The following is a 25,825-nucleotide window of genomic DNA, read 5'->3' as shown; positions in this document are numbered from 1 at the left end:
CATGCCGCAAGACCTAGCGCTCACCAATGCCCGGATCGTTCTGGAAGACGAGATCGTCCGCGGCTCGCTTCTCATTCGCGACGGATCGATTGCAGAGATCGATAGCGGCCCCGCCGGCATCGGCGAGGACATGGACGGCGATTATCTGATTCCCGGCCTGGTGGAGCTGCACACGGACCATCTCGAATCTCACTACAGCCCGCGCCCGGGCGTGGTGTGGGACAGCATTGCGGCCCTGCAGGCGCATGACGCCCAGGTCGCCGCCTCGGGCATCACGACAGTTTTCGACTGCCTGCGCCTCGGCTCGGACGGGGATGCCGGGTTCGAGAAAGGCGAGATGCGCGCCATTGCCGATGCGATCGAGACCGCCGGCGCAGAGGACCGGCTGCGCGCCACCCACCTGATCCATCTGCGCTGCGAAGTCTCGGCCAAGGACGTGCTCGACCATTTCGAGGATTTCCGGAGCGATCCGCAGGTGAAGCTCGCCTCGCTGATGGATCACGCGCCGGGCCAGCGCCAATTCCAGACGCTCGAACAGTACACGCTCTACTACAGGAAGAAGCGCGGCCTGAGCGATGCCGATTTCGACCGCTTCGTTGCCAGGCGCATCGAGGAATCGCGCCGCTACGCCGCACCGCACCGCAGGGTGATCGTGGAGGCTTGCCAGGAACGCGGCATCGCGCTCGCCAGCCACGACGACGCGACGGTGGAGCATGTCATGGAGTCCCGCGCCTTCGGCGTCCGGCTCGCCGAGTTTCCAACCAGCATGGAGGCGGCGAAGGCGTCGCATGAAGCCGGCATGGCGGTGCTGGTGGGCGCGCCGAACGTGGTTCGCGGCAAGTCGCATTCCGGGAATATCTCGGCCAAGGCGCTGGCGAATGCCGGGGTGCTGGATGTACTTTCGTCCGACTATGTGCCGTTCAGCCTCATTCACGCGCCTTTCATTCTCGCGGACGAAGGCAGCATGAGCCTGCCGGAAAGCATAGGGCTGGTGAGTGCGACGCCGGCACGGGTGGTCGGGCTCGAGGATCGCGGGCGTATCGCCCGGGGCCTGCGCGCCGATCTGGTGCGCGTGCGCCGGCATAAGGGCGTGCCGGTGGTGCGCGCGGTGTGGCGCGAGGGCCGCCGTGTTGCCTGAAGCTTGCCCGGTCGTTGCGTCGGCCGCTGCCGGGGACGGCGGCATTCTCATGGTCGTGGTCGGCCCGAGCGGGGCGGGCAAGGACAGCCTGATCGCCTATGCCCGGCAGAGGCTGGCAGCGGATCCGTCGATCCTGTTCGTGCGCCGGGTGGTGACGCGGGAGGCGCTCGCCTCCGCCGAGGATCACGATACGTGCTCGCCGGACGCCTTCGCCGCAGCGCGCGCCGCGGGGGCCTTCGCGGTGGACTGGGAGGCCCACGGTCTGCAATACGGCATCCCGATCGCGGTGCGCACGCACCTGATGAGAGGTGGCGTGGCCGTGGTGAACGGCTCGCGCGCGGCCCTGCCCGCCATACGCGCGGCCTTCCCGCAGGTCGTCACCGTCCACGTCACATGCCGCCCGGAGGTCCTGGCCGCGAGGCTTGCCGCGCGGCGGCGCGAGAGCGAAGCCGAAATGCGCCAGAGGCTGCAGCGGGCGGCGATGCCGTGCCGCGAGCTTGGCGGCGCGGTCGAGATCGACAATAGCGGCGAGCTGGCGGTGGCGGGCGAAGCCTTGGTGAGCGCAATCCGCCGGGCGGCCGCAGCCACCGGTCATCGCGGCGACTGACGGGCCGATCTTTCTTCGATTTGCCGGCCGAGGGCGAGCAAGCCCGCTTCCGCGAATGGCTTGGCCGTGAGCATGAGGCCGAGCGGCTGGCCATCGACCCGTTCCGGGCACGGCAAGGCAAGCGAGGGCCAGCCCAGCAGATTGGCGGGCCACTGGTAGAGCACCAGGGCATCTCGCGTGCTCATGAGGCCCGCGCCCGTTTCGACCTCGGCTTGCCCCCGCCTGGGTGTCGGGACCGGAAAGACGGGATGGGCCAGAACGTCGAGCTCGCCCATCATCGCGCCCACGCGATCCCGCCATTGGCGTCGGAAGCGCTGGGCCTGCAAATACTGCGTGCTGTCGATCAGCAACCCGGCCAGCAGGAAGGGCCGGACATCCGGCCCGATCCGCTGCGGATGCGTTTCCATGTTCCGCTTGTGATAGGCGGCGGACTCCGCCAGCAGAATGGTAAGCCATGCACGGCGGGCCATAGCGAGGTCCGGGAATTCGACCTCGTGGATCCGTGCGCCCATGGCCTCGATCCGGCGCAAGACGTGACCGAAGGCTTCGGCGACCTCGAGGCTCGCGGCAGCCATCAGGTCGATCGGAACGCCGATCCGGAGGCCGGCATTGATGCGGGCGCCGCCGAAGCGCCGGCCCGTCCAGGCTTCGAGCAGGAGGCGAACGTCGTCCACGGTCCGGGCCATGGGGCCGATGTGATCGAGGCTCCAGGCCTGTGGTATGACGCCCTCGCAGCTGAGCAGGCCGAAACTCGGCTTCAACCCCACGATGCCGCATGCGGCGGCCGGTATGCGGATGGACCCTCCCGTGTCGGAGCCGACCGCCGCGAAGGCCATGCCCGAGGCCACGGCCGCCGCCGACCCGCCGCTGGAGCCGCCGGGCAGCCGCTCCGGATCGAGCGGGTTGATCACCACCCCGAAGACGGGGTTGTCGCTGGTGACCCCATAGGCGAACTCATGCAGATTGGTCTTGCCAACGATCACGGCGCCCGCTGCCTTGAGATCGCGCAGCGCGGGCGCGTCGCTTTCGGGAATGAAATCGGCAAGGAGCGCGCTGCCGGCCGTGGTCGGCAGGCCGCGGGAGGCGACCACGTCCTTCACGGCGACGGGAATGCCGTCCAACGGGCCGACGCGCCGCCCCGCCTTCGCCCGACGCTCCGCGGACAGGGCCTCGCACCGCGCGCTCTCCGCCGCAACGGCGATAAAGCACCTGAGCCGCGCGTCCTCCTGCCGGATGCGCTCCAGGCACGCCTCAAGCAGCGCCACGGGAGAGACCTCTCCGGCATCGATGCGCCGCGAGGCCTCGGCGAGCGAGAGGCTGAGCAGGCTCATGGGCTCCGACCCGTTCTTCACAGACTACTCCGGCGATGGCAGGTCCGGCGCGTAGATGACGGCCGGCGCTGCGAGAACGGGATCTTCGACGTCGATCGGCCGGCTCGCGTCAAGCAGGGAGGCCACCTGCTCGGCCTCCTCCCCGGTCGGGCTGTACTGGATCAGCTCGCGAAGCCGGGCGATGATGCTGTCCTTTTCCATGGGGCCCTCCTTCGGAAAGCTCATACCTCTGCGCGCCCTGCACGCCATCGGCGCCTGAACAAGCCGCCGATCATGCCGACGCCCTGCATGATGCCGCCGCGCATGAAGAAAACGATCAGTATGATGAAGGCGCCGAACAGAATGGGCCAGCGGGCCCAGTAGCTGGAGGCGATGTCGCTCAGCCAAGTGTAGATGGCCGCACCGACGATGGGGCCGAGGGGATGGCCAACGCCACCGAGGATGGACATGAAGGCGATGGCGGCCGACTGGTTCATGGCGGCCGTGCTGACCGGCACGATGAGCCATTGGAAGGCGTAGAGGGCACCGGCTATGCCGGTCATGATCCCGGAGACGGTGAAGACGAAGAAGCGGTAGCGCCAGACCGGATAGCCGACGGCTTCGAGCCGGTCGGCATTCTCCTTGATGCCGCGCAGGATGAGGCCGACGGGGGAATTGAGAATGACGAGCAGCAGGCCGAAGACAACCAGCAGCACGGCCGATGCGAAGAGGTAGAAAGACAAGGACGTATCGAGGCTGACCGTTCCCACCCCAAAGCCGAGCAGCGGGCGCGAGAAGCCGCTGAGCCCGGACGGACCGCCCGTGACGTCGCGCCAGGTCAGCGCCACGAAGTAGACGAGCTGCGCGAAGGCCAGGGTCATCAGGATGAAATAGACGCCGCGCAGGCGTGTGGTCAGGAACGCGACGACGGCAGCGCCGGCCCCGCCCATGGCGGCACCCGCCAGCAAGGCAGGGATGATGGACAAACCGAAGCTCTTCACCAGAAAGCCAGCCGTGTAGGCGCCGAGCGCGAAGAAGGCCGCTTGCCCGAAGGAGAGCATGCCTGCTTGGCCGAGCATGAGGCTGAAGGCCACGGCAGCGATGGCCAGGATGACGATATCCACCGCCAAGGCCATGGGCAGGAGTATCGGCAAAGCCGCGAGGATGAGGCAAAGGGCCAGGGTGCTCGGAACCGCGCGGACCAATGTCTCCGCCTGCCCCGACCCGTGCCTTTGGAGTGCATTCAGCATTCGCGGGCTTTCTCTCAACGCTGGCCGAAAAGGCCCTTGGGGCGAACGAGGAGCACCACCATCATGGTCAGGTAGACCGCGAGCCAGGATGCCAGAGGATGGATGAGGGTTGCAAACTCCTGGAGCACGCCGACGAGCAGGCCGGCGAAGATCGCGCCATAGAGATTGCCGAGACCGCCCACCACCACGATCACGAAGGATATGGCCAATATGTCCATGCCGATGAAGGGGTGGACGCCCCGGATCGGCAGGCTCAGCACGCCCGCGAGCGCGGTGAGGAACGTGCCGAAGGCGAAGCTGGCGGCAAACAGAATGCGGATATCGACGCCCAGCAGCATGACTGCATCGCGGTTCTCGATCGCCGCCTTGATCAACGCTCCCGCCCGGGTCCGCTCGATGAACAGCCATGACAGAAGAACGATCAGGGCGGCGCTTCCCAGAACGAAGAGCCGGAACTTGGGATAATAGATCGGCCCGAGCGGGGCCGCGCCAGCGAGAATCTGCGGCGGCAGGCCGCTTTCGCCCGCCGCCCCCCAGATCATGATGATCACCTCCTGCAGGATGATGGCCAAGGCGAACAAGGCGAGCAGAAGATAGTTCTCGTCCTCGGGATCCCGCCCATAAAGCGGACGGAGAAAGCCGCGCTCCAAGGCCGCGCCGAAGGCCGCGAGGACCAGGGGCGCAGCCACCAGGGCGATCCAGTAGGAGCCCGTCTGCTGCAGGAGCGTATAGCCGACATAGCCGCCGAGCGCGAAGAGGGCGCCGTGCGCGAAATTGGGTATGTTCAGCATACCCAAGATGAAGGTGAGGCCAAAGGCGATGACCGCGTAAAGCGCGCCCGTGGTCAAACCGTTCAGCAGCTTGAGGAGCAGAAGTTCCAAGGTTCTTCGATCTCGCAAGGGGAGCAGCGGCAGCCGTCTCGGGGGCGCGAACGGCCGCCGGCTGCCTCAGAGGTCGCCGATGTTCTCGCAACCGATGACGTCGGCCGGCGCATCCGCATCGACCGTGCTGACGATCCGCGCCAGGTCGAACTTGCCCTGCACCTGGTCGGGCGCCTTGCCCTCGGTCACGAAGAAGGGCCGGTAGGTCTGATGCGTGTCGCGGTCGATCCGCGTCTTGCCCACGACGGTGTCTCCCTCCCACCCCTCGAGGGCGCGGACGAGGCTGGCCGGCTCGGTATTCTCGGCCCTGGCCAGACCCTCCAGGATGAGCCGCATCACGGCGTATCCGCTGCCGGCCGGATATCCCGGCGGCTCGTCGAACCGCTCGATGTAGCGCTTTGCGAAACTCTCCGCCGTCGGGTTGTCGATCGTGTAGTAATAGGCCGAACCGATCACCACGCCCTGGGTGATGGACGGATCAAGCCTCAGGTAGTCCTCGATGCCGCTGCCCCAGGGCACGAGGATCTTCGCCTGCTGGGTCAAGCCGAACGAGTGTGCGGCCCGGAGCGCCTGGGCCGTGTCGAGGCCGAAGTTGTTGAGGACGATCACGTCCGGATTGGCGGCCGCAATCTCGCTCATATACGGGCTGAATTCACGCTCGCCGAGCACGTGGCGGGCCGAGCCGACGAATTCGATGCCGAGCTCCGGCGCGATCCGCTTCTCCAGCTCCTCGAGCGTCCAGCCGAACGCGTAGTCGGAGGTGAGCATATACCAGCGCTTCGCGTCCGGCTGCTGCTGGGCGATATAGCGCATCGTGGCGTTCACGCCCGTATAGTAAGGGGGAGCCCATTGGAAATAGTAACGGTGGCAGGGAAGCGGACCGCCGCTCCAGAAGTGCACGCGCTTCTCGCGCTTGGCCACCTCGGTGACGGCGGCCGCCACGTCATCCGCCCACGGCCCGGCGATGGCGACGACATTTTCGCGCTCGATAGCCTCCGAAACGCGGCGGGTGGCGGTTCCGGCGTCGCCGGCGCTGTCGCGCAGCACCAGATTCACGTCGAGACCGCTGCCGGACGCGCGGAAATCCTCAAGCGCCATCTCCTGGCCACGCTTGATGCGCTCGCCGTCGGCGGCGTAGGGACCGGTCTGCGGAATAATGCCGAGCACCGATACCTGGCCCTGTGCCCCGTAGCCAGGGCGGCTTGCGAACGGCAAGGCAGACAATCCGGCCAGGGCGCCGGCACTCGCAAGGAGCGTTCTGCGGTCGAGATAAAAAGCCATTTCCGTCCTCCCTTTCTTCCTCAAGGTGACGCGGCTGATGTGCCGCCGCCCGATTGCTGAGCAACCTAGGATCCGACTCCCAGATGGCGGTGAATGACGGCGGAATCGGCAGCAAGCTCCGCCGCCGACGAGTGGTAGACGACCCGCCCATTCTCGAGGATGTAAGCGTGCTCGGCGAGCGCAAGCGCCAGGTCGAGCTTCTGCTCTACCACCAGCATGGCGAGCCCCGCCCTTTTCAGGTCCGCCAGCACCTCCAGCACCCGATCGACCATTATGGGCGCCAGACCCTGCGAGGGCTCATCGAGAAGCAGGATCTTCGGATCCAGCATCAGGGCGCGGGCTATGGCCACGATCTGCTGCTCGCCGCCCGAGAGCGCCCCGCCGGACCGGTCGAGCAACGGCCGGATGAGCGGAAAGTCGTCGAGCACGCGGGCCATGGGCCAAGCGCTGTTCTTCCGGCTGGCAATGGCCAGGTTCTCGCGGACGGTGAGGTGGGTGAAGACATCCCGGCTTTCGGTCACGGAGCAGACGCCGCGGCGCGCGACCTGATCAGCGCGCAAACCGGTGATGTCCTCGTCGTCGAGCCGGATGGCGCCGGATGCCGGCTTGAGCAGACCGGAGATCGACCGGATCGTGGTGGTCTTTCCCGCGCCGTTGCGGCCGAGCAGCGTCACCACGTTGCCCGAGGGGATTTCAAGCGACACATCGTGCAGGATATGGCTCTTGCCATAGAAGGCATCGATGCGATCCACCGCGAGCCTGCTCATGACGTAGCCGACCTTCTCGATCCGAAGTAAGCAGATTGCACGGCCGGATCGGCGCCGATCTCTTCCGGCGTGCCCTCGGCGATCACACGGCCGAAGTTCAAGACAGTGGCGCGGTCGGCGAGGCCGACGACAAGCTCCATGTTATGCTCGATCAACACGATCGTGTAGCTCTTGCGGAGGGCTGCAAGGGTGTCGACCGCTTCACGCAGTTCCGCCGAAGAAAGGCCGCTCGTCGGCTCGTCCAGGAGCAGGAGCTCAGGACGGCAGCACAGGGCAATCCCGATATCGAGCAGCCGCTGCGCGCCATAGGGCAAGGTCTGCGCCTCGAGATCGGCGGCCGAGGTCAGATCGAGCACCGACAGAACCTCGTCGACCAGGGCGCGTGCGGAGGCGCTTGGCCCGCGCGGATCGAACGACCACTGCTCGCCCGCGGAGCGGCCCGCCGCGAGGAGCAGGTTCTCCCGGACGGAAAGGCGCGGGAAGATATTGGTGCGCTGATAGGAGCGCGATATGCCGAGGCTGACGCGTTCGGCCGCTCCGTACCCGGTGATATCCTGGCCGCGGTAGAAGACGCGCCCGCTCGATGGCGGGTAAACGCCCGTCAGCAGATGGAAGAGCGTGGTCTTCCCGGCCCCATTCGGACCGATGATCGCGTGAATGCTTCCTTCGACGACCGTGACCGAGACGCTTTCCACGGCGTGAACACCGCCAAAGCTCTTGGACAGGTGCTCGGTGCGAAGGAGAGCTCGGTCCGCCAATTGTCTTCCGGCCCCAGGATGAACAATACGTGCGACTTGAAAAAGTGTTGCATCCGGTAATGTTCATGTCAATAGATCGGAGGGAGATCAGTTTGATCTCAAAAGACGATCGTAGAAAACCGGAGCAGGGGGACCGCAGCCGTCATGTTCGACATCCGTGATGCCGAAATCGTTCAGGAGATCGCGCGCGCCGGCGGGTTCCGGGCGGCCGCCGCGAAGCTGCAGATCGCGCAATCGGCTCTGTCGGCGCGTGTGGCGGCCCTGGAAGAGCGACTGGGGATCAGGATCTTCGAGCGGCGGCACCGCGGGGTCGGATTGACGCCGGTCGGCCGCGACTTCCTTGATCACACCGGCCGGCTGATCGCGATGCGCGACGGCATCGTTTCTCGCGTGTCGCCGTTGGCCGGCTTTGCCGGGACCGTTCGCATCGGTGTGGCCGAAACGATCGTGCATACGTGGTTTCCGCGAATGCTGACGCGGATGGGGAGCATGCCGGGGATCCGCCTCGAGCTATCGGTCGACACCTCGCCGGTGATGTCGCGGAAGCTGCTCGAGGACGAACTCGACGTCGCGGTTCTCATGCGGCAGCTTGCACCGGACCGGGCCGTGTCGAGCCCCATCTATTCCTGCGCGCTGGCATGGTTCGCGGCTCCCTCCATCGTGCTGCCGCAGCGGCCTGCCGGCCTGGCCGACCTGGCGCAATATCCCATCGTGACCTTTTCCAAGGGAACCATTCCGTACCGGGAGCTCGAACGGCTGTTCGCCGATCCCCATCTGCCGGCTCCGCTTCTGCACGGCTGCGCGTCTCTGTCCACGACCATGCACCTGGTGCGCGACGGCTTCGGCATCGGCCTTTTGCCGGCACCCATGGCTGAAGCGGATCTGGCGACCGGCCGCCTTCGGCGGATCGAGACGACACCAGAGGTAAGGATCTCCGACCTCGAGTTCGTGCTGGCGCACATGCCTGCTCAGAATGGCGAGATGATCGCAGCCCTCCATCAAGCCGCCCTCTCGGCAGCGGCGGAAATCGATTCTGCGTAACGATCGACTGAGCAGATCGTTTTGATCTTGCGACGATCGGTTGACGTGAACATTTGTTGATGAAACCATTGCCTACAGGAGACAGCAGCGCCGCGACGCACGCGCCTGGGCGCTGGTGAAGGAAGCCGATTTTGGGACGGGCAAGTGCAATGGACCTGGCCACGCAAACCTTGGATCCCGTAACGCTCAGGGAACAGATCCGGAAAGGCGCGTTCACCAACCCGACCAGCGGGCAGGCGCCGGGCTACATGCAGGGCAACATCGCGATTCTGCCGGAGCGCGAGGCGAGCGATTTCCTGCGCTTCTGCGTTCGCAACCCGAAGCCGTGCCCGTTGATCGGGATCAGCGAGCCAGGCGATCCGCGCCTTCCCGGCCTGGGCCGCGACCTGGACATCAGGACCGACGTGCCCCGCTACCGGATCTTCCGGAATGGCGAGATGAGCGAAACCGTCGAGGATCTTCATGGGGTCTGGCGCGATGATCTGGTGACTTTCGTGCTCGGCTGCTCCTTCTCGTTCGAAGCGGCGCTGGTGCGCGCGGGCATCCCGGTCCGCCATATCGAGGCCGACCGAAACGTGCCCATGTACATCACCACTATGGAAACGGCGGCGGCAGGCCGGTTCGGCGGACCGCTCGTGGTCTCGATGCGGGCGTTCAGCCCTCAGGATGCGATCCGCGCCATCATCGTGACCGAGCGCTACCCGCTGGCCCATGGTGCGCCGGTGCATATGGGCGATCCGGCGCTCATCGGGATAACCGACCTGAACAAGCCGGATTTCGGAGACCCGCCGCTGATGGCGGAAGGCGATATCCCGGTTTTCTGGGCCTGCGGCGTCACCCCCCAGATGGCGATCCGCGCCGCCCGCCCGGAAATCGCCATCACCCACGAGCCGGGCTGCATGCTGGTGACGGACCATCTGGCCGAAGGCGCATCGCTGGGCCTCGCGGCGCGCGGATCCTGATCTCGTCCGATCGGCAAGTGCGGCGCCACCAGAGCAAGCATCATCAGAGGCTCACGTCATTCCGGGCTGTCAGGCCGCCTTCCGCCCGCCAGGCACCACGGATCTGACCCGCAAGCCGATATTCACCCGGTTGAAGGCGTTGATCGCGGCAATGAGCAGGGTGATCTTGATCTGCTCCTCCTCGCTGAAATGCGACTTGAGCGCCTCGTAAGCCTCGTCGGGCGCGCCGGTCTGTTCGACCCGCGTCAGGGCTTCGGTCCATGCCAGGACGGCGCGTTCGCTGTCGCTGTAGAGCGACGACTCCCGCCATGCATCGAGCATGTAGATACGCTCCTCGGTCTCGCCGTTCCGGCGTGCGTCGCTCACGTGCATCTGCAGGCACTTGCCGCAGCCATTGATCTGGGACGCGCGAATCTTGACGAGTTCCTGAATGGCCGGATCGAGCCCCTCCTGGCTCGACTTTCCGAAGTCAATCAAAGGCTGTATCAGATCAAAGCGCGTGGCGAACGGATTTGGTCGGGATGTCATCGTCGGTTCTCCGTCATGGGTACTTGCGATGAGAAGACGAGCCGAGACCGCCCGCGTGTGACATGACGGGATAAATTTTTGCGCTCAACGGATCTCCAGATGCAGTTCCGTCGGACCGGCGGCGGCATTGATGGTCCAGCCCGGCACCTGGAGATCGAAGGGGCAGGACGAGACCACGCACACCAGATCCATCCGTGCCTTCAGTTCCACGAACGCTCCCGGCGGCACCGGATTTGGCGGGGAGACGAGCTTGCCGTCCGGCTCGACATGGGTGTTGGTGAAGAAGTTCACGGGCTGGGGAACGACGTCGACGACATGGCCGAGGCGGCTCATGGCCACCCTCAGGTTCTCGGCGCAGCTGGCGTGGGGTCCTTCGACGCCAAACTGCTCGTAGCGCGCCTGATCGCACGCGGCGATCATCATATCGTGGACACCGCCGGCGCTGTCGGCCGTGAAATCGAGCATGGGTCGCCGGAAGCAGCTGAGCAAGGTGTCACCGGCCCGCGGTTTCACCGAACGGGTGGTGACCCAGGTGTGCATGGGCGATAGCCACTCGCGCAGATTGCTGGCGCTGTAGGCGAAGAAGTCGGCGGCCTGTTGCCCCTTCGGGGTGACGATCCGCAGCGTTCTCCCCGTGTTCAGGCGAACCGCCAGCCCACCCTTCGGCGACACTTCATGGAAATCCATCCCCTGCTCCTCGACTGATCCGGGCTGAATCTCCCCGCACTCTATCATCGAGCGCGCAGAATACCCTGCTGCTATTGGACGACGAAGTAATCCTCGATCGCCCGGGCGGCATTGCGCAATCGGGGGAGGATTTCGCGCTCCATGTCGTCGATCGAAAAGCGCCCGGGCTGCGTGGAGACGTTGATGGCCGCCACCATCGCGCCGGAGCGGTTGCGGATCGGCACGGCGATCGAGCGCAGCCCGATCTCCAGCTCCTCGTCCACGACGGCGAAGCCTTTTTCCTTCACCCGGACAATCTCCGCCGCCAGCGCCTCCCTGTCGGTGATGGTCTTCACCGTCCGCGCGATGATATCGGCGCGCCGGAGGAACGCGCGCAGCTCGGCCTCGGGCAACTCGGACAGCAGCACGCGGCCCATGGAGGTGCACCAGGCGGGCAAGCGGGTGCCGACATTGAGCGCCACGCTCAAGATGCGGCGGCCGGGAACACGCGCGACGTAGACGACATCCTGTTCCGAAAGCACCGCGGCCGAGCAGGATTCGTTCACGGCCGCGGCGACCTCGCGCATGAACGGCTCGGCATGGCTCCAGAGCGAGGCGCTCTGCAGCCAGGTCCGCGCGATGGTCAGGAGACGCGGCGACAGCGCGAACAGCCGGCCGGACCGCGTGGCATAGCCCAAGGCCGTCAGCGTGAGCAGGAAACGGCGGGCTCCCGCGCGGGTCAACCCAGCCTCCGCCGCCATCTCGGTGAGGGTCATGCCGGACGGATGCCGCGCAAGAATCTCCAGGACCGCAAGGCCGCGCTCCAGCGAGCCCACATGGTCGCGCGATATGACCTGATCGTTCATGCAGCTCCACCACAGACAGGCCGGGAGCGATTGACTTTTCCGCCCGCGTGCGATCTAACAGTATCGCATGAGATACATCTGTTCGCAATACGAACTTCTCTGAGGCGGGGGCATGGCGACTTTCATGCCGCTTTCACAAGCGGTCTCGGAAAACCTGAGGGCCGGCGATGCCGCCGCCTTCGAGGGCTTCACCCATCTGATCCCGACGGCCGCCGCCCACGAGGCCATCCGGCAGGGCGTGCGGGACCTGACGCTGATCCGCATGACGCCCGACCTGATCTACGACCAGATGATCGGCATGGGGCTGGCGCGGAAGATGATCTTCTCCTATGCCGGCAACCCGGGCGTCGGGCTGCTGCGCCGCATCCGCGATGCGGTGGAGAATGGCTGGCCGGGACCGCTGGAGCTCGAGGAGCACAGCCATTCCGCGATGGCCAATGCGTATGATGCCGGCGCGGCGGGCCTGCCCTTCGCCGTGTTGCGCGGCTATCGCGGCGCCGAGCTGGCGAGGGTGACGCCCACCATCAAGACCGTGACCTGTCCCTTCACCGGCGAAGAGCTGGCGGCGGTGCCGGCGCTGCGGCCGGACGTGGCGTTCATCCATGCGCAGAAGGCCGACCGAAAGGGCAACGTGCTGATCGAGGGGATCGTCGGCGTGCAGAAGCAGGCGGTGCTGGCGTCAAAGCGTTCGGTGGTGACCGTGGAGGAGGTCGTCGACGATTTCAAGGACCTGCATCCGAACATGTGCGTGCTGCCGTCCTGGACGGTCACGGCCATCGCCGTGGTGCCCGGCGGGGCGCATCCGTCCTATACGCATGGCTATTACGTGCGCGACAACGCCGCCTATGTGGAATGGGACGCAATCGCCGCAGACCGGGAGCGATTTCGCGCATGGATGCAGAAGAACGTGATGGAGAGGACGCCGGACGAGTTTGCCGCGCGCGTGGCGCATCTGAGGAAGGCCGCATGACCGAGACAACCGCAAACGCCTTCACACCGTCGGAGATGATGACGATCGCGGCGAGCCGGGCGCTGAAGAATGACGACGTCTGTTTCGTGGGGATCGGCGCGCCGTCCGCCGCATGCAATGTGGCGCGGCTGACCCATGCGCCCGACATCACCCTGATCTACGAGTCGGGAACGATCGGGACCGCGCCGGACGTGCTGCCGCTGTCGATCGGCGACGGCGAGCTCTGCGACACCGCGATCACCACCGTGTCTGTTCCGGAGATGTTCCGCTACTGGCTGCAGGGCGGCCGCATCTCGATCGGCTTTCTCGGAGCGGCGCAAGTCGACCGGTTCGGCAACATCAACACCACGGTGATCGGCGACTATGCGCAGCCGAAGACGCGGCTGCCCGGCGGGGGCGGCGCGCCAGAAATCGCGACCAGCGCAAGAGAGATATACATCACCATGGCGCAGTCGCGGCGCAGCATGGTGGAAAGCATCGACTTCGTCACCTCGTTCGGGCATGGCGAAGGCGGCGACCACCGCAAGCGCCTGGGTATCGAGACGGCAGGGCCGACCCTGCTCATCACGGACCTCGCCGTGTGGAAGCCCGACCCCGTGACCAAGGAGTTCGTGGTCACGGCGCTGCATCCCGGCGTGACACCGGAGCAGGTGGCGGAAACATGCGGCTGGCCGGCGCGCTTCGCCGAAAGGCTGGACATAACGCCGCCACCGACCGAACTGGAACTGACGACACTGCGCGACCTGCAGGCGCGCACCAAAGCCGCGCATGATACGGCCGCCAAGAGACGGGAGGATGCCTGAATGCCCGAAGCGTTCCTGTGCGATTACGTCCGCACGCCTATCGGCCGCTTCGGCGGGCAGCTCTCGTCGGTGCGCACGGACGATCTCGCGGCCATTCCCCTGAAGGCGCTGATGAGCCGCAACCCGCAGGTGGACTGGGCCGCCGTCGATGATGTGATCTATGGCTGCGCCAACCAGGCGGGAGAGGACAACCGGAATGTCGCGCGCATGGCGCTGCTGCTTGCGGGTCTTCCCCTGGAGGTGCCGGGCTCGACGGTGAACCGGCTCTGCGGGTCGGGAATGGATGCGGTGGCGATCGCGGCGCGCGCCATCAAGGCCGGCGAGGCGGATCTGGTGATCACCGGGGGCGTCGAATCGATGAGCCGCGCGCCTTTCGTCATGCCGAAGGCCGAGGCGGCTTTCTCCCGCAATGCGGAGATCTATGACACCACCATCGGCTGGCGCTTCGTGAACCGGCTGATCAAAGAGCGATATGGCGTCGACTCCATGCCCGAGACAGCCGAGAACGTGGCGGAGGACTTTCAGATCAGCCGGGCGGACCAGGACGCGTTTTCGGTGCGCAGCCACCACAAGGCGGCCGCAGCGCAGGCCAGCGGCAGGTTCGAAAAGGAGATCGTGCCGGTTCCGGTCCAGCAACGGAAAGGGGATCCTGTCGTCGTCTCCACAGACGAGCATCCGCGCCCCGACACCACCGTCGAGGTGCTGGCGAAGCTGCCGACACCGTTCCGGCAGGGCGGCACGGTGACGGCGGGCAATGCTTCGGGCGTCAATGACGGCGCGGCGGCGCTGATCATCGCATCCGAGGGCGCGGCGCGGAAATACGGGCTGCGACCACTGGCGCGCATCCTTGGCGGTGCCGTGGCTGGCGTCGAGCCGCGCCTCATGGGCATCGGCCCGGTGCCGGCAACACGCAAGCTGTGCGGGCGGCTTGGCTTGAGGCCGCAGGACTTCGGCGTGGTCGAGCTCAACGAGGCCTTCGCCGCGCAGGCGATCGCGGTGCTCCGCCAACTCGACATCCCCGAGGATGCGGCGCATGTGAACCCTCATGGAGGGGCCATCGCGCTCGGCCATCCGCTCGGCATGTCCGGCGCGCGCATCACCGGCACGGCCGCGCTCGAGCTTGGCGAGCGCGGTGCAAGATTGGCGCTGGCCACCATGTGCATCGGTGTCGGCCAGGGTATCGCCATCGCGATGGAGAAGGCTTGATCGGGCGGGCTCGCCCGACGAGATCGGCGCGCGGCATTTCGGATTGCGCCCTGGTTCAAAGGTGATGCGCAACGAGGCAAGCCGCCCTCTGTACCGGGCGTTATCCATGGTTGGGCGCGATGAAGCGCTCGACGGAAGGAAACGCACGGGCTGAGGGAATGAAGGACAGCGAATACGAGGCAATCCGGTTCGGTCGCCGCGGACGGGTTCTGACGCTGACGCTGAACCGTCCGGATGTTCTGAACGCCACCGACGGCGTCCTGCATCGGGAACTGGCGCGGGTCTTCAACGACGCGGCACATGACCCGGACTCCGACGTCATCGTGGTCACCGGCGCCGGCCGCGCCTTTTGCGCCGGGGGCGATTTGAACTGGCTGAACGAGTCGATCGAAGACCACAGCAAGTTCGAAGAGGTGGTCCGCGACGCGAAAGCCATCATTTTCAGCCTGCTGGACTGCGAGAAGCCAATCATCGCGAAGGTCAATGGGCCGGCCATAGGACTCGGCGCGACCATCGCGCTGTTCTGCGACGTCATCTTCGCGGACGAGAACACGTATCTCGCCGATCCTCACGTCTCCATCGGCATGGTGGCAGGCGATGGGGGCGCGGTGATCTGGCCGCAACTCATCGGCTTTGCCCGCGCGAAGGAATATCTGATGACCGGCGACCGCATTTCCGCCCGGCGCGCGGCCGAAATCGGGCTGATCAACCACGCGGTGCCGACGGAACGGCTGGATGCGGAGGTCGACGCGTTCGCCGACCGCCTCGCGGGCGGTGCGATCAAGGCCATCCGCTGGAGCAAGACGACCGTGAACATCGCGCTGAAGCAGCTCGCCCACAGCATGATGGATACCGGACTGGCCTATGAAGCGCTCACCAATGCGTCGGAAGATCACCGGCGCCTGGTCCGGGCGTTCCAAGCCCGTGCGAAGGCCGCGGCCGATCATGAGGCCACGCGCAAATGACGGCGCCCGGAACGTTCCGCGGCAGAACGGCGCTGGTGACCGGTGCGGCAGGTGGAATAGGCCTCGCCATCGCCTGCCATCTGGCGCGGGAGGGTGCCCGCGTGGTCATCGCCGATCTCAACCCGGAGCGGCTCGATGTCTCCTCGTGCGGGCTGCCGGACGACACGCTGGTCCTGGCTGCAGACATTTCGCGCGAGGCCGGCGTCATCGGCATGATGGCGCAAGCCTGGAGCGCGGCCGGAGCCGTGGACCTGCTCATCAACAATGCCGGTGTGGCGGAGCCGCTAGTACGGACCGCCGACCAGCGGCTGGACGTGTGGGAGCACGTGATCGGGGTCAACCTGCGGGGCACCTATCTCGCCTGCCGTGAATTCGCCCGGCATGCATTGCAGCGGGCAATGCCCGGCGCGATCGTGAATGTCGCATCGATCACCGGGCTCGGCGGCTTTCCCGGCTCGAATGCTTACGGCGTTTCGAAGGCGGCCGTCATTCACCTGACCCGGAACCTCGCCTGCGAATGGGCCGGCAAGAACCTCCGAGTCAACTGCGTCGCTCCCGGGTTCATCGATACCCAAATGGCGCGCGGCATGTTCGCGGAAGGGCTGGACCGGGCGCGGATCGCAGCGCGGACCCCGATGCGCCGCCTGGGCCAGCCGAGCGAAGTCGCCGCGGCCGTGGCGTTCCTGGTGTCGGATGCCGCCTCCTTCGTGACCGGCGCCACCTTGATCGTCGATGGAGGCTGGACCGCCTATGGCGGGGTCTGACCCGTCCCCGGCCCTGGCTCCGAAAAGCTCAGATCGGGCGGCGACGCGCGTGGCGCGCGTCCGACGGCCGGATGCCGAAGGTGCTGCGGAACAGATTGCTGAAATGGGACGAGCTGCTGAACCCCATCGAGTAGGCGATCTCCGTGATGGACAGATGGGCGAAGTCCGGCGAGGCGAGCATGTCGTAGCAGCGCTGCAATCGCCTGTGCCATATCCACTCCGCGGCTGATTCATGGCCGGCCCGGAACAGGTGATGAAGATAGCGCAGCGAGATCCCGTTGTTCCTGGCGATCGAGGCCAGTGAGAGGTTGGGGTTCGCCAGATGCCTCTCGATATAGTCCTTGATCGATCTCAACCGCGCCTGCTGGACGAGATGGTCGCCAACCGGCTCGTCCGACCGCCTGGACTGGATCGCGAGCGCCAGCACGTCCATGAACTGCTGCCCCAACCGCTCGCGTTGCACCGCGTCGAGACGCGGCGCCTCCGCCGAGAGCAGCGCGCACAATTCCGCCACGATCCGTCCGAGGCCGGTACCGATATTCAAGGTCGTCGTCAGCGGCGGCCGATCCTTGGCCGAGAACCGCGCGGCAAAATCCTCCCGGGAAAGCTCCACATAGTAGGCGCGAACCTTGGAGGCATAGTGGAGGTCATATTCCTCCGCCACCGTGAACAGGCCCGCAAGGCCGCAATTCACCATGACATCCGAACCGCCCTGCACGCAGACGATGCTGCCATTCTGGGGAATGGTCAGGAAGTAGTTGTCGTTGTCCAGCCGGGCGAGATGGCGCCTTCGGCGCGAGATGACCTGCCGGGAGAGCAGCGTATCGGTCAACGTGAGCGAGCCGAAATGCGCTTCCCTCACATAGCCGTCCCAGTTCTCCTGCCGATCGGAGGCGACGTCCACATGGGCATAGAGATCGCAGATGGCCGCCTGCCATTCCTGGAAGCGACGCGGGCGCGGCAGTGAGCCGGTATCGAAGACGGTCTCCACAACTTCCTCCCAGAGCTGTGTGCATGCAAGCTTTTGTGCGGGTTTTTATGAGCTTGCTCTCCGTTCCGAGAAAAGCACATCTCAGAACATCCCTCAACCATTGCCCATGGCGATTGCACTCTGACGTAAATCCTTAGCAGAGCCAGGCAAGAGCTCGTCATCGCGACCGACTATGACATGGCCGAGACTGGGGCCTGACAGCCTCTGGAGGAATGGCGCTTCCACCCATCGAAGTACCGACAAGAACAATGCAGAAGTTTTTCTCTCAGGAGCGCATCGTCTTTTTGCTCTGGTTGCTGATGTTCTGCGGGTTTGCAATCGCACTGCCGAATTTCCTCAGCTACGGCAACCTGATCGCGCTGATCCGCAGCGTCTCCGTGCTCGGCATTCTTGCCATCGGCATGGCGGTCGTCGTCATCGGCCGCGGCATCGATTTGTCGCTGATTGCGACCATGGCGATCAGCACCGCGTTTGCGTTCATGCTGGCGGACGGCGGAATACCGCTGTGGTTCGCACTCGCCATCGGCCTGACCTTTGCCGTCTGCGTCGGCGCTGCCTCCGGATGGCTCATCGCCTATGTGGAGATCCCACCCTTGTTCGCCACCCTGGCCATGGGCGCCTTCGTCTATGGCTTCGGCCGGTTCGCCCTGTTCAGCCAGGACGTGATCGCCATGCCGAAGAATGCCGCCGCGATCGGCTGGATCGGGGGCGGCGAGATCTGGGGCGTGCCCGTCCCCATTCTGCTGTTCGTGCTGACGGCCGCGCTGCTCGCGATGGTTCTTCGCCGCACGCGTCCGGGCCAGTTCATCCATGCGACCGGCGACAACCCGTCCGCCGCCCGGATCACCGGTCTGCCGGTGCGGCCGCTGACAGTGCTGCAATACGCGATCTCGGCCGTGATCGGCTACGGCGCCGGGCTGATCGTCGCCACCGGCGTGACCAGCATGAACACGCGCATCGTGAATTCCACGCTGATCTACGACGTCATTCTCGTGGTCGTGCTCGGCGGCATCAGCCTTTCCGGCGGCAAGGGCGGCGTGCGCAACGTGATCGTCGGAACCCTGCTGATCGGCACGCTGCTGAACGGCATGACCATCCTGGACGTGCAGTACACGCTGCAGAACGTGATCAAGAGCTTCATCCTGCTGCTCGCCATCATCATCGACAGCATCGTCAACCCGCGCGACGAGCAGACCGCGCAACAGGGAGACATCTGACTGAGGCCAGCCGGCGGCGTGCCGGACAAGAACAAAGGGAGGATCACTACATGCGATTTTGCAATGCCGTCTGCGCTGTTGGCGCCATCACCGCCGGTTGCCTGGGGCTTGTCACGTCTCCTCAGGCCGAAGGCCTCGAGGACCCCAGCCGGGCCGCCTATCTCGAAGCGTTCAAAGGCAAGACGGTCGCCTTCGTGCCGGTTTCCATGGGCATAGACCTGACGCAGGCCTGGAGCGCGCAGATGGAAAAGCAGGCCAAGGATCTGGGCTATGAGTACATCGTGCGCGATCCGAACTGGAGCACGGATGCCGGCGCCCAGGTGCTGACCCAGCTCATCGCCGAGAAGCCCGACATCATCGTGGTCCACAACCCGGACGTCCAATCCTACGCGCGGCTGCTCAAGCAGGCCGAGGCGCAGGGCATCTACGTGCTGCAGGTCAACATGAAATCGGCCTACATGACCGAAGGCTATGTGGGCGCCGACTGGAACGGCTTGGGCGAGGCGCAGGCCAAGCTGGTGGCCGAGCATTGCGGCAAGGGCAGCGGAAAATCCGGCAAGGTCTCGATCGTGCAGGGCGTGCTGACCAGCGGCGCCAGCGTCTACCAGATCCACGGCGTGATGAAGGTGCTGGCCGAGCACCCTGAGATCAGCGTCGTCTCGAACCAGGCCGCCGACTGGGACGCCTCCAAGGCCAAGGCCATTACCCAGACGGTCCTGCAGCAGCATCCCGACCTCTGCGCCGTCATCGGCTTCTGGGACGGCATGGATACCGGCGTGGCAGCGGCGGTGCGCGAAGCGGGCAAGTCAGACGAGGTGTTCGTGGTGACCTCGGCCGGAGGCTCGCAATCCGCATGCGACAACGTGGCCAACGGCAATTTCTCGGCCCTGGTCAACTACGACGCCATGGGCCAGGGCCGCGACCTCAACGGCATGATCAAGACCTTGCTGCAGGTCAAGCCTGATACCGGGTCGATGAAGGTGATCAACTACTCGCCAGTGAGGCTGCTGACCAAGGACACGGTCGGGCCAGGCAGCTGCTGGACACTGCAGCCGAGGTGACGGCGGCACCCTGCCGCCCACCTTTCCCACCCACCCCTGAACGAGACGGAGCATGGTCGAGCTCGCAACATCCGAACGGGTGCAGGCGCCGCGCGCCACCACGATCGCAAACGCCCTGCTCAAAGCCCGCTACCGGTGGATTCCCGATCACCTGCTCGGCGAGCTTCTGGCCAAGAGGTGGATCGACAATATCGCGCCGTTGGGCTTCCTGGTGCTGACGGTCGCGCTGTTCGGATCGCTGATCCCGGGTTTCTTCGAGCCGGCGAGCCTCGCGAATTCCGCCCGCCAGCTCGGCGAATTCGGTTTCGTCGTGCTCGCCATGATGGTGGTCATGGTGGCCGGCGGCATCGATCTCTCGGTCGGCTCGAATTTCGCGCTCGGCAATTTCGTGGCGCTGGCGCTGATGAACATGCTGGGCTGGCCGGTGTGGCAGGCCCTGCCCTGCACCCTGCTCGCCTGCGGACTGGTCGGACTGCTGAACGGGGTGCTGGTCGGGCTGCTTCGCCTGCGCGCCTTTCTCACCACGCTGGTGACGCTGATCATCATCCGCGCCATCGTCGACATGCTGCTCCTGCGCTATGCGGTGCAGATCTCCGGCGGGATGGCCTCCTCGGCAGCCTGGGATTTCATCGGCTTCGGCTCCGTGCTCGGCATTCCCTTCAGCGCCCTGCTGCTTGTGGCGGCCGTGCTGGTCGGCCATGTGGTGCTCAGCCGCACGCGGCCGGGCTGGCGCGTGATGGCCGTGGGCGGGTCGCGCCGCTCGGCGCACAATTCGGGCCTTTCGGTCCGGTGGACCATCTGCGGCACCTATGTGGCATCCGGCGTGCTGGTGGGCATGGCGAGCTTCATGTATGCCGCGCGCTTGTCCAGCGCGGGGGCCGATGCCGGTGTGGGCCTCGAGCTGGCGGCGCTCGCCGCAGCCATCCTCGGCGGCAACAGCCTCGGCGGCGGCCGCGGCTCCACGGGCAAGGCGCTGATCGGGGCGGTCATCGTGCTGATCATCACCAATGGTGTCGTGCGGCTGGGCATGCAGGCCGGCGCCGGCAACATGGTGCTGGGCCTGATCCTGCTGCTCGCCGCGGCGGTGGATGTGCGCTGGCTCAAGAACCGGCACAAGATCCTGTCCAAGGTCTATGTGTCGCCCACCGTGAACGACCTGCCGCCGGCCCCCGCGACGGCCGCCGGTTCGGGGTCACCCTACGCGGTGAACGATAAGCTGCGCAGCGTCGAGCTGATCGGACTGGGGCGGGTGGAAGGCCCCGAAGACGTGATCTTCGACCGCGCCGACAATCTCTATTGCGGCACCCGGCACGGCGACGTCATGCGCTTCCTCGCGCCCGACTATGGGACGATGGAGCTCTTCGCCCATATCGGCGGGCACACGCTGGGCATGGCGTTCGACCGCGACGAGAACCTCTATGTGTGCGTGGGCGGCATGGGCCTCTATCGGGTGGCGCCGGACCGCACGGTGTCCAAGGCGACCGACGAAACCAACCGCTCGTTGTTCTCGGTCAACGACGACTCACGGCTGCGGCTCGCGGACGACCTCGACATCGCGCCCGATGGCCGGGTGTTCTTTTCCGAAGCGACCATCCGCTACGAGATGCACCAATGGCCGGTGGACGCGCTGGAGGGGCGCGGCAACGGGCGCATCGTCTGCTACGATCCGGCCAGCGGCGCAACCCGCACCGTTCTTCGCAACCTGGTGTTCCCCAACGGCATCTGCACGGCCCATGACGGACGCTCGATCCTGTTCGCGGAGACCTGGGCCTGCCGCATCAGCCGCTACTGGCTCGATGGCCCGAAGAAGGGGCAGGTCGAGACGGTGATCCCGTCGCTCCCCGGCTATCCCGACAATATCAACCGCGCCTCCGACGGGAATTACTGGCTCGCGGTGGTGGGCATGCGCGCACCGGCGGTGGATCTGGCCTTCCGCATGCCCGGTTTCCGCCGCCGCATGTCGCGCCGCATCGCCCAGGACGAATGGCTCTACCCCAATATCAACACGGGCTGCGTGGTGAAGTTCAACGAACGCGGCGAGGTGCTGGATGCGTTGTGGGATCTCGCCGGGGTCAACCACCCCATGATCACCTCCATGCGCGAGCACAAGGGCAGCCTGTATCTCGGGGGCATCTCCAACAACCGCATCGGCCGCTACCGGCTGGCGGGCGCAGACCAAGCGTGGACCGGGTGGGACTCCTATTGGGGCGGCAGATGAACCTCATCAGACGAGAGCTCGACCGGCTGACGGGCCGCGGCACGGCCGCCGTGACGGTGCCGCCGATGGACGGCGCCCTCAAGCCCAACCAGCACCTCGAGGAGGCGGAGGCCCTTGCCGCGCCCGCACCAGACAACCTGACGGTGAACGGCGGGCAGGTTCTCTATACCTCGGGCCGCGAGATCCGCGCGCTTGCCTCGGGCAAGCCGATCCACGTATGCGAACGGACGATCACGTGTCTGGCCGCGGGACCGGGCGGTGTGCTTGCCATCGGCCTTGCCGGCCTGGGCATCCGCATGCTGAGCCCGGACGGCACCCTCAGAGCCGCTGGCGGCGCACGCATCCGGAATGCAACGGCGGCGATGTTCCGCGGTGCGGACCTGATCGTCTGCGAGGGTTCCGCCCGCCACTCGCCGGAGCACTGGCAGCGCGACCTCATGGAGACAGGGCCGGCCGATGGCGGCAGCGGCTCCGTCTGGATCTGCGCCGCAGACGGAAGCGAGCGCCGGCTGGGCGCGGGGCTCCGCTACCCCTATGGCGTCCTCGCCGGGCAGGACGGCGGGATCGTGATCTCCGAAAGCTGGAGCCACCGGCTGCTGGCGCTGGACCCAAATGGCAGCGCCCCTGCCCGCAGACTTGTGGCGGACCTTCCGGGATATCCCGCGCGCATGGCGCCGGCCGCGGACGGGGCATGCTGGCTCGCCGTGTTCGCGCCACGCAGCCAGCTGATCGAGTTCGTTCTGCGCGAAGACAGCTTCCGCCGGCGGATGATGGCGCAGATCGAGCCGGACTACTGGATCTCACCAGCCCTGGCGAGCGGCCGCTCCTTTCTCGAGCCGCTGCAGGGGGGCGCGGTGAAGCAGATGGGCATCCTGAAACCGTGGGCCCCGTCCCGCTCCTATGGCCTGGTGATCAAGCTCGATAGCGCATGGAATCCGGTCCTCAGCCTTCACAGCCGTGCGGATGGACGCCGGCACGGCACCACCAGCGTGCTCGAGGCCGAGGGACAGCTGTTCGTGGCCAGCAAGGGCGGCGATGCGATCCTGAAACTCCCGGCCGGGGACTTGCCGAAGACATGAACCCTATTCTGGAACTGCGCGGCGTCACCAAGGCCTATCGCGGCATTCCCGCCGTGAAGGACGTTTCCTTCTCGCTGATGCGCGGCGAGATCCACGGCCTGCTCGGCGAGAACGGGGCGGGCAAGTCGACCCTCACCAAGATCATTGCCGGGGCCGTGCAGCCGACTTCCGGGGAGGTCGTCCTGGAGGGGAAGCCCGTGGCCTTCGGCTCGCCGAAAGAGGCGCGCAGCGCCGGCATCGTCATGGTCTACCAGGAAAACAGCCTAGTGCCCGCCCTAACGGTCGCGCAGAACATTTTTCTCGGTACGGAAGGGTTCTTCAACAGGATCCGCCGGATAAACATTGCCGCCCAGCAGCTGCTGCAATCGCTGAACTTCAACGTGGACCCGGCCGCCGCCGTGAGCGCCTTGGGGGCGGCGCAGCGGCAGATGGTGGAGATCGCCCGTGCCGTTCACCAGAAGGCGCGCATCATCATTTTCGACGAGCCGACGGCGTCGCTGACGCCGGAGGAGAAGCACCATTTCTTCGGGCTGATGCGGCGCCTCAAGCAAGCGGGCGTTTCCCTCATCTTCATCAGCCATGCGCTGGAAGAGGTGCTTCAGCATGCGGACCGCCTCACCGTGCTGCGCGACGGCGCCCGGGTTGCCACGGGCGATGTCCGCGATTTCGACCGGGAGGCGATCATCCGCGCCATGGTCGGCCGCTCGCTGAGCCAGGAGATCTACGGCGGCCGCGCCATCACCAGAGCAGCGCGCCGGCCCGGCCGAAAGCTGCTGAGCGTGCAGAACCTCTCGATGGGGGCCATGGTCCGCAACACCTCCTTCTCGGTGTTCGCGGGCCAGGTGACCGGCATGTTCGGGCTGATCGGCTCGGGCCGCACGGAGACCGCGAAGGTCATTGCCGGCGTGCTCAAGCGCGACCTGTTCCACGGCGGCGAGATCAAGCTCGAGGACCGACCCGTCCGCTATCGCACACCCCGGCAGGCGGTGCGGGACGGGATCGTCTATGTCACCGAGGACCGGAAGCTCGAAGGCTTCTTCGAGACCATGTCGATCGCGGCCAATATCAATATCGGCGCGATGGCGGCCAAGACCGGCCTTTTGTCACTGGTGAGCGCCGCCGAGACGCACCGCCAGGGCAAGGCCTGGATCGAGGCCCTGAACATCCGGGCCATCAACGGCGACGCCAGCGTCATCGAGCTGTCGGGCGGCAACCAGCAGAAGGTGGTCATCGCCAAGTCGCTGGCGCAGGAGCCCAAGCTCGTCATCTTCGACGAGCCCACTCGTGGGGTGGACGTGGGTGCGATCGTCGAAATCCACCAGATCATCAACGCGCTCGCCGCCGAGGGGCGCGCCGTCATCGTCATATCGTCCTACCTGCCGGAGGTCCTGAGCCTGTCGGACCGCATCCTGGTGATGCGGCAGGGCCGTGTCGTCGAGGAGTTCGATGCCGAGGAGGCCAACGAGGAACGCATCATGTACGCTGCCGTGCACTAGAACCGTGAAATGGAGCACTCAGTGAACGCGACACTTCCCCATCGGATATCCTCGCGCCTCAAGCTGCCCTTGATCGTCGCGCCCATGCTGCGCGTCTCCGGCCCCGATCTGGTGATCGCGAGCTGTCGCGCCGGGGCGATCGGGGCCTTTCCCACCGCCAACGCCCGCAGCCCGGACGAGCTCGACCACTGGCTTGCTCGAATTGCCGGAGCGCTTGCCGAGGGCGAACAGCCTTGCGCGCCCTATTGCCCGAACCTGATCATCCGCAGCTCGCGTCTGAAGGACGACCTCGCCTGCCTGGTGCGCCACCGGGTCGAGCTGGTGATCACCAGCGTGGGTTCGCCCGCGCCGGTCATCCCGGCGCTGCACGATATCGGCTGTCTGGTGTTCGCGGATGTGGCAACCATGGCCCATGCGCGCAAGGCTATGGACGCGGGCGCCGACGGCCTCGTGCTGCTGACGGCCGGTGCCGGCGGCCAGACCGGATGGCTCAACGGGTTTGCCTTCGCCCGCGCGGTGCGCGCCATCTTTCCCGGCCCCATCGTGCTGGCCGGCGGCATCTGCGACGGTCACGCGCTGCGGGCGGCGCGCGTGCTGGGCTGCGATCTCGCCTATATGGGCACGACGTTCATCGCGACCCGCGAGAGCATGGCGAGCCAAGCCTACAAGGAAATGCTGGTGAACTGCGACATGGACGACGTGCTGCTCACCCGCGCCTTCACGGGGCTTCCGGCCAACATGCTGCGGCCATCGATCACGCGCGCGGGCCTCGATCCGGACCGACTGGACGAGGACGTCTCGCTGGAGGCGGCGCGTGAGCGGTATGGCGGCGGCACAGTCATGATCGAGGGACCACGGCGCTGGACCGACATCTGGAGCGCCGGCCATTCCGTTTCCGGCGTCGATGCGGTCATGAGCGTTCGCGAGCTCGTCGATCAGATCGCCGACGAATACACGAGGACCGACGTCTCGCCCTGAGAGGCCGGTCGATAGACTTGGG

The 25,825-nt window shown here is 66.1% G+C and carries 26 protein-coding genes; 15 read left to right on the top strand and 11 right to left on the bottom strand.

The window, feature by feature from the left end:
* Position 1 precedes the first annotated feature (1 nt).
* Positions 2-1,138 carry an alpha-D-ribose 1-methylphosphonate 5-triphosphate diphosphatase gene (locus E4P09_RS18245; RefSeq protein ID WP_137391057.1) on the top strand — a complete coding sequence of 379 codons (1,137 nt, stop codon included), beginning with the start codon at positions 2-4 and terminating at the stop codon, positions 1,136-1,138.
* The gene (phnN, locus tag E4P09_RS18240; protein WP_239025261.1) at positions 1,128-1,745 is read left to right on the top strand and encodes a phosphonate metabolism protein/1,5-bisphosphokinase (PRPP-forming) PhnN; all 618 of its coding nucleotides are present in this window, start codon (positions 1,128-1,130) and stop codon (positions 1,743-1,745) included. Before E4P09_RS18245 ends, phnN begins: the two co-directional genes overlap by 11 nt.
* On the opposite strand, the gene E4P09_RS18235 is transcribed toward phnN, so the two are convergent.
* The 7 genes from E4P09_RS18235 to E4P09_RS18210 form a co-directional block, all read right to left on the bottom strand.
* Positions 1,730-3,097, bottom strand: a complete 1,368-nt coding sequence (locus E4P09_RS18235) for an amidase (RefSeq protein ID WP_137391056.1) — start codon at positions 3,095-3,097, stop codon at positions 1,730-1,732. The two genes, phnN and E4P09_RS18235, sit on opposite strands and share 16 nt — an antisense overlap.
* A 3-nt stretch (positions 3,098-3,100) precedes the next feature.
* Positions 3,101-3,277, bottom strand: coding sequence for a hypothetical protein (locus E4P09_RS26065; protein WP_170984493.1), 177 nt, complete (start codon positions 3,275-3,277; stop codon positions 3,101-3,103).
* A gap of 20 nt (positions 3,278-3,297) precedes the next feature.
* Positions 3,298-4,305 (bottom strand): branched-chain amino acid ABC transporter permease, encoded by a 1,008-nt coding sequence (locus E4P09_RS18230; protein ID WP_137391055.1) that lies wholly within the window; start codon positions 4,303-4,305, stop codon positions 3,298-3,300.
* 14 nt (positions 4,306-4,319) lie between these two features.
* On the bottom strand, positions 4,320-5,186 hold the full coding sequence (locus tag E4P09_RS18225; RefSeq protein WP_170984492.1) for a branched-chain amino acid ABC transporter permease: 867 nt from the start codon (positions 5,184-5,186) through the stop codon (positions 4,320-4,322).
* 66 nt (positions 5,187-5,252) lie between these two features.
* Positions 5,253-6,467, bottom strand: a complete 1,215-nt coding sequence (locus E4P09_RS18220; RefSeq protein ID WP_137391053.1) for an ABC transporter substrate-binding protein — start codon at positions 6,465-6,467, stop codon at positions 5,253-5,255.
* A 65-nt stretch (positions 6,468-6,532) separates the two neighbouring features.
* A complete protein-coding gene (locus E4P09_RS18215; RefSeq protein ID WP_137391052.1) occupies positions 6,533-7,234 on the bottom strand; it encodes an ABC transporter ATP-binding protein in 702 nt (233 codons plus the stop codon).
* Complete coding sequence (locus tag E4P09_RS18210; RefSeq protein WP_137391051.1) at positions 7,231-7,992, bottom strand: ABC transporter ATP-binding protein; 762 nt, start codon at positions 7,990-7,992, stop codon at positions 7,231-7,233. Before E4P09_RS18210 ends, E4P09_RS18215 begins: the two co-directional genes overlap by 4 nt.
* Positions 7,993-8,136: 144 nt before the next feature.
* Between E4P09_RS18210 and E4P09_RS18205 the strand changes: the two genes are divergently transcribed.
* Both E4P09_RS18205 and E4P09_RS18200 read left to right on the top strand, forming a co-directional pair.
* Positions 8,137-9,033 carry a LysR family transcriptional regulator gene (locus E4P09_RS18205; protein WP_137391050.1) on the top strand — a complete coding sequence of 299 codons (897 nt, stop codon included), beginning with the start codon at positions 8,137-8,139 and terminating at the stop codon, positions 9,031-9,033.
* A gap of 149 nt (positions 9,034-9,182) precedes the next feature.
* On the top strand, positions 9,183-9,995 hold the full coding sequence (locus E4P09_RS18200; protein ID WP_137391049.1) for a putative hydro-lyase: 813 nt from the start codon (positions 9,183-9,185) through the stop codon (positions 9,993-9,995).
* Positions 9,996-10,064: 69 nt separating this feature from the next.
* Here E4P09_RS18200 and E4P09_RS18195 read toward each other — a convergent pair whose 3' ends face one another.
* The 3 genes from E4P09_RS18195 to E4P09_RS18185 all read right to left on the bottom strand — a co-directional run bounded on the left by E4P09_RS18195 (position 10,065) and on the right by E4P09_RS18185 (position 12,055).
* Complete coding sequence (locus tag E4P09_RS18195; protein WP_137391048.1) at positions 10,065-10,523, bottom strand: carboxymuconolactone decarboxylase family protein; 459 nt, start codon at positions 10,521-10,523, stop codon at positions 10,065-10,067.
* Positions 10,524-10,607: 84 nt separating this feature from the next.
* Positions 10,608-11,210 carry a DUF1989 domain-containing protein gene (locus E4P09_RS18190; protein ID WP_170984491.1) on the bottom strand — a complete coding sequence of 201 codons (603 nt, stop codon included), beginning with the start codon at positions 11,208-11,210 and terminating at the stop codon, positions 10,608-10,610.
* Positions 11,211-11,281: 71 nt separating this feature from the next.
* Positions 11,282-12,055, bottom strand: coding sequence for an IclR family transcriptional regulator domain-containing protein (locus E4P09_RS18185; RefSeq protein ID WP_137391046.1), 774 nt, complete (start codon positions 12,053-12,055; stop codon positions 11,282-11,284).
* Between the two features lie 112 nt (positions 12,056-12,167).
* Here E4P09_RS18185 and E4P09_RS18180 point away from each other — a divergent pair, with 112 nt between their 5' ends.
* The 5 genes from E4P09_RS18180 (at position 12,168) to E4P09_RS18160 (ending at position 16,763) form a co-directional block, all read left to right on the top strand.
* Positions 12,168-13,025 (top strand): CoA transferase subunit A, encoded by an 858-nt coding sequence (locus E4P09_RS18180; protein WP_137391045.1) that lies wholly within the window; start codon positions 12,168-12,170, stop codon positions 13,023-13,025.
* Positions 13,022-13,828, top strand: coding sequence for a CoA-transferase subunit beta (locus E4P09_RS18175; protein ID WP_137391044.1), 807 nt, complete (start codon positions 13,022-13,024; stop codon positions 13,826-13,828). Before E4P09_RS18180 ends, E4P09_RS18175 begins: the two co-directional genes overlap by 4 nt.
* Complete coding sequence (gene pcaF / locus E4P09_RS18170; protein ID WP_137391043.1) at positions 13,829-15,034, top strand: 3-oxoadipyl-CoA thiolase; 1,206 nt, start codon at positions 13,829-13,831, stop codon at positions 15,032-15,034.
* Positions 15,035-15,192: 158 nt separating this feature from the next.
* Positions 15,193-15,999 carry an enoyl-CoA hydratase/isomerase family protein gene (locus tag E4P09_RS18165; protein ID WP_137391042.1) on the top strand — a complete coding sequence of 269 codons (807 nt, stop codon included), beginning with the start codon at positions 15,193-15,195 and terminating at the stop codon, positions 15,997-15,999.
* On the top strand, positions 15,996-16,763 hold the full coding sequence (locus tag E4P09_RS18160) for an SDR family NAD(P)-dependent oxidoreductase (protein ID WP_137391041.1): 768 nt from the start codon (positions 15,996-15,998) through the stop codon (positions 16,761-16,763). The genes E4P09_RS18165 and E4P09_RS18160 overlap by 4 nt, the downstream gene beginning before the upstream one ends.
* 28 nt (positions 16,764-16,791) lie before the next feature.
* Here the strand turns inward: E4P09_RS18160 and E4P09_RS18155 are convergent, their stop codons facing one another.
* Entirely contained in the window at positions 16,792-17,754 is a 963-nt protein-coding gene (locus tag E4P09_RS18155) for a helix-turn-helix domain-containing protein (RefSeq protein WP_137391040.1), read from the bottom strand.
* Between the two features lie 248 nt (positions 17,755-18,002).
* Between E4P09_RS18155 and E4P09_RS18150 the strand changes: the two genes are divergently transcribed.
* Genes E4P09_RS18150 through E4P09_RS18125 form a run of 6 tightly spaced genes read left to right on the top strand, consistent with a single transcriptional unit; the run spans position 18,003 to position 25,803 of the window.
* On the top strand, positions 18,003-18,971 hold the full coding sequence (locus tag E4P09_RS18150) for an ABC transporter permease (protein ID WP_137391039.1): 969 nt from the start codon (positions 18,003-18,005) through the stop codon (positions 18,969-18,971).
* Between the two features lie 50 nt (positions 18,972-19,021).
* Entirely contained in the window at positions 19,022-20,032 is a 1,011-nt protein-coding gene (locus tag E4P09_RS18145; RefSeq protein ID WP_137391038.1) for a sugar ABC transporter substrate-binding protein, read from the top strand.
* Between the two features lie 52 nt (positions 20,033-20,084).
* Entirely contained in the window at positions 20,085-22,250 is a 2,166-nt protein-coding gene (locus E4P09_RS18140) for an ABC transporter permease (RefSeq protein ID WP_137391037.1), read from the top strand.
* On the top strand, positions 22,247-23,329 hold the full coding sequence (locus tag E4P09_RS18135; RefSeq protein WP_137391036.1) for an SMP-30/gluconolactonase/LRE family protein: 1,083 nt from the start codon (positions 22,247-22,249) through the stop codon (positions 23,327-23,329). The genes E4P09_RS18140 and E4P09_RS18135 overlap by 4 nt, the downstream gene beginning before the upstream one ends.
* The gene (locus E4P09_RS18130) at positions 23,326-24,825 is read left to right on the top strand and encodes a sugar ABC transporter ATP-binding protein (protein WP_137391035.1); all 1,500 of its coding nucleotides are present in this window, start codon (positions 23,326-23,328) and stop codon (positions 24,823-24,825) included. Before E4P09_RS18135 ends, E4P09_RS18130 begins: the two co-directional genes overlap by 4 nt.
* Positions 24,826-24,834: 9 nt before the next feature.
* Positions 24,835-25,803 (top strand): NAD(P)H-dependent flavin oxidoreductase, encoded by a 969-nt coding sequence (locus E4P09_RS18125; protein ID WP_428977729.1) that lies wholly within the window; start codon positions 24,835-24,837, stop codon positions 25,801-25,803.
* Positions 25,804-25,825 lie beyond the last annotated feature (22 nt).

The sequence above is a fragment of the Rhodoligotrophos defluvii genome (assembly GCF_005281615.1).
In the GTDB taxonomy this organism is placed as follows: Bacteria; Pseudomonadota; Alphaproteobacteria; order Rhizobiales; family Im1; genus Rhodoligotrophos; species Rhodoligotrophos defluvii.
The sequence above is the reverse complement of the archived record's forward strand: the minus strand, read 5'-3'. Positions and strand labels throughout refer to the sequence as shown.

Excerpts from the sequence above, each read along its gene's own strand:
- E4P09_RS18245 (WP_137391057.1), top strand. The coding sequence starts at position 2 with ATGCCGCAAGACCTAGCGCTCACCAATGCCCGGATCGTTCTGGAAGAC.
- E4P09_RS26065 (WP_170984493.1), bottom strand. The coding sequence starts at position 3,277 with ATGGAAAAGGACAGCATCATCGCCCGGCTTCGCGAGCTGATCCAGTAC.
- E4P09_RS18230 (WP_137391055.1), bottom strand. The coding sequence starts at position 4,305 with ATGCTGAATGCACTCCAAAGGCACGGGTCGGGGCAGGCGGAGACATTG.
- E4P09_RS18220 (WP_137391053.1), bottom strand. The coding sequence starts at position 6,467 with ATGGCTTTTTATCTCGACCGCAGAACGCTCCTTGCGAGTGCCGGCGCC.
- E4P09_RS18215 (WP_137391052.1), bottom strand. The coding sequence starts at position 7,234 with ATGAGCAGGCTCGCGGTGGATCGCATCGATGCCTTCTATGGCAAGAGC.
- E4P09_RS18205 (WP_137391050.1), top strand. The coding sequence starts at position 8,137 with ATGTTCGACATCCGTGATGCCGAAATCGTTCAGGAGATCGCGCGCGCC.
- E4P09_RS18200 (WP_137391049.1), top strand. The coding sequence starts at position 9,183 with ATGGACCTGGCCACGCAAACCTTGGATCCCGTAACGCTCAGGGAACAG.
- E4P09_RS18195 (WP_137391048.1), bottom strand. The coding sequence starts at position 10,523 with ATGACATCCCGACCAAATCCGTTCGCCACGCGCTTTGATCTGATACAG.
- E4P09_RS18190 (WP_170984491.1), bottom strand. The coding sequence starts at position 11,210 with ATGGATTTCCATGAAGTGTCGCCGAAGGGTGGGCTGGCGGTTCGCCTG.
- E4P09_RS18185 (WP_137391046.1), bottom strand. The coding sequence starts at position 12,055 with ATGAACGATCAGGTCATATCGCGCGACCATGTGGGCTCGCTGGAGCGC.
- E4P09_RS18180 (WP_137391045.1), top strand. The coding sequence starts at position 12,168 with ATGGCGACTTTCATGCCGCTTTCACAAGCGGTCTCGGAAAACCTGAGG.
- E4P09_RS18175 (WP_137391044.1), top strand. The coding sequence starts at position 13,022 with ATGACCGAGACAACCGCAAACGCCTTCACACCGTCGGAGATGATGACG.
- pcaF (WP_137391043.1), top strand. The coding sequence starts at position 13,829 with ATGCCCGAAGCGTTCCTGTGCGATTACGTCCGCACGCCTATCGGCCGC.
- E4P09_RS18165 (WP_137391042.1), top strand. The coding sequence starts at position 15,193 with ATGAAGGACAGCGAATACGAGGCAATCCGGTTCGGTCGCCGCGGACGG.
- E4P09_RS18160 (WP_137391041.1), top strand. The coding sequence starts at position 15,996 with ATGACGGCGCCCGGAACGTTCCGCGGCAGAACGGCGCTGGTGACCGGT.
- E4P09_RS18150 (WP_137391039.1), top strand. The coding sequence starts at position 18,003 with ATGCAGAAGTTTTTCTCTCAGGAGCGCATCGTCTTTTTGCTCTGGTTG.
- E4P09_RS18145 (WP_137391038.1), top strand. The coding sequence starts at position 19,022 with ATGCGATTTTGCAATGCCGTCTGCGCTGTTGGCGCCATCACCGCCGGT.
- E4P09_RS18140 (WP_137391037.1), top strand. The coding sequence starts at position 20,085 with ATGGTCGAGCTCGCAACATCCGAACGGGTGCAGGCGCCGCGCGCCACC.
- E4P09_RS18135 (WP_137391036.1), top strand. The coding sequence starts at position 22,247 with ATGAACCTCATCAGACGAGAGCTCGACCGGCTGACGGGCCGCGGCACG.
- E4P09_RS18130 (WP_137391035.1), top strand. The coding sequence starts at position 23,326 with ATGAACCCTATTCTGGAACTGCGCGGCGTCACCAAGGCCTATCGCGGC.
- E4P09_RS18125 (WP_428977729.1), top strand. The coding sequence starts at position 24,835 with ATGGAGCACTCAGTGAACGCGACACTTCCCCATCGGATATCCTCGCGC.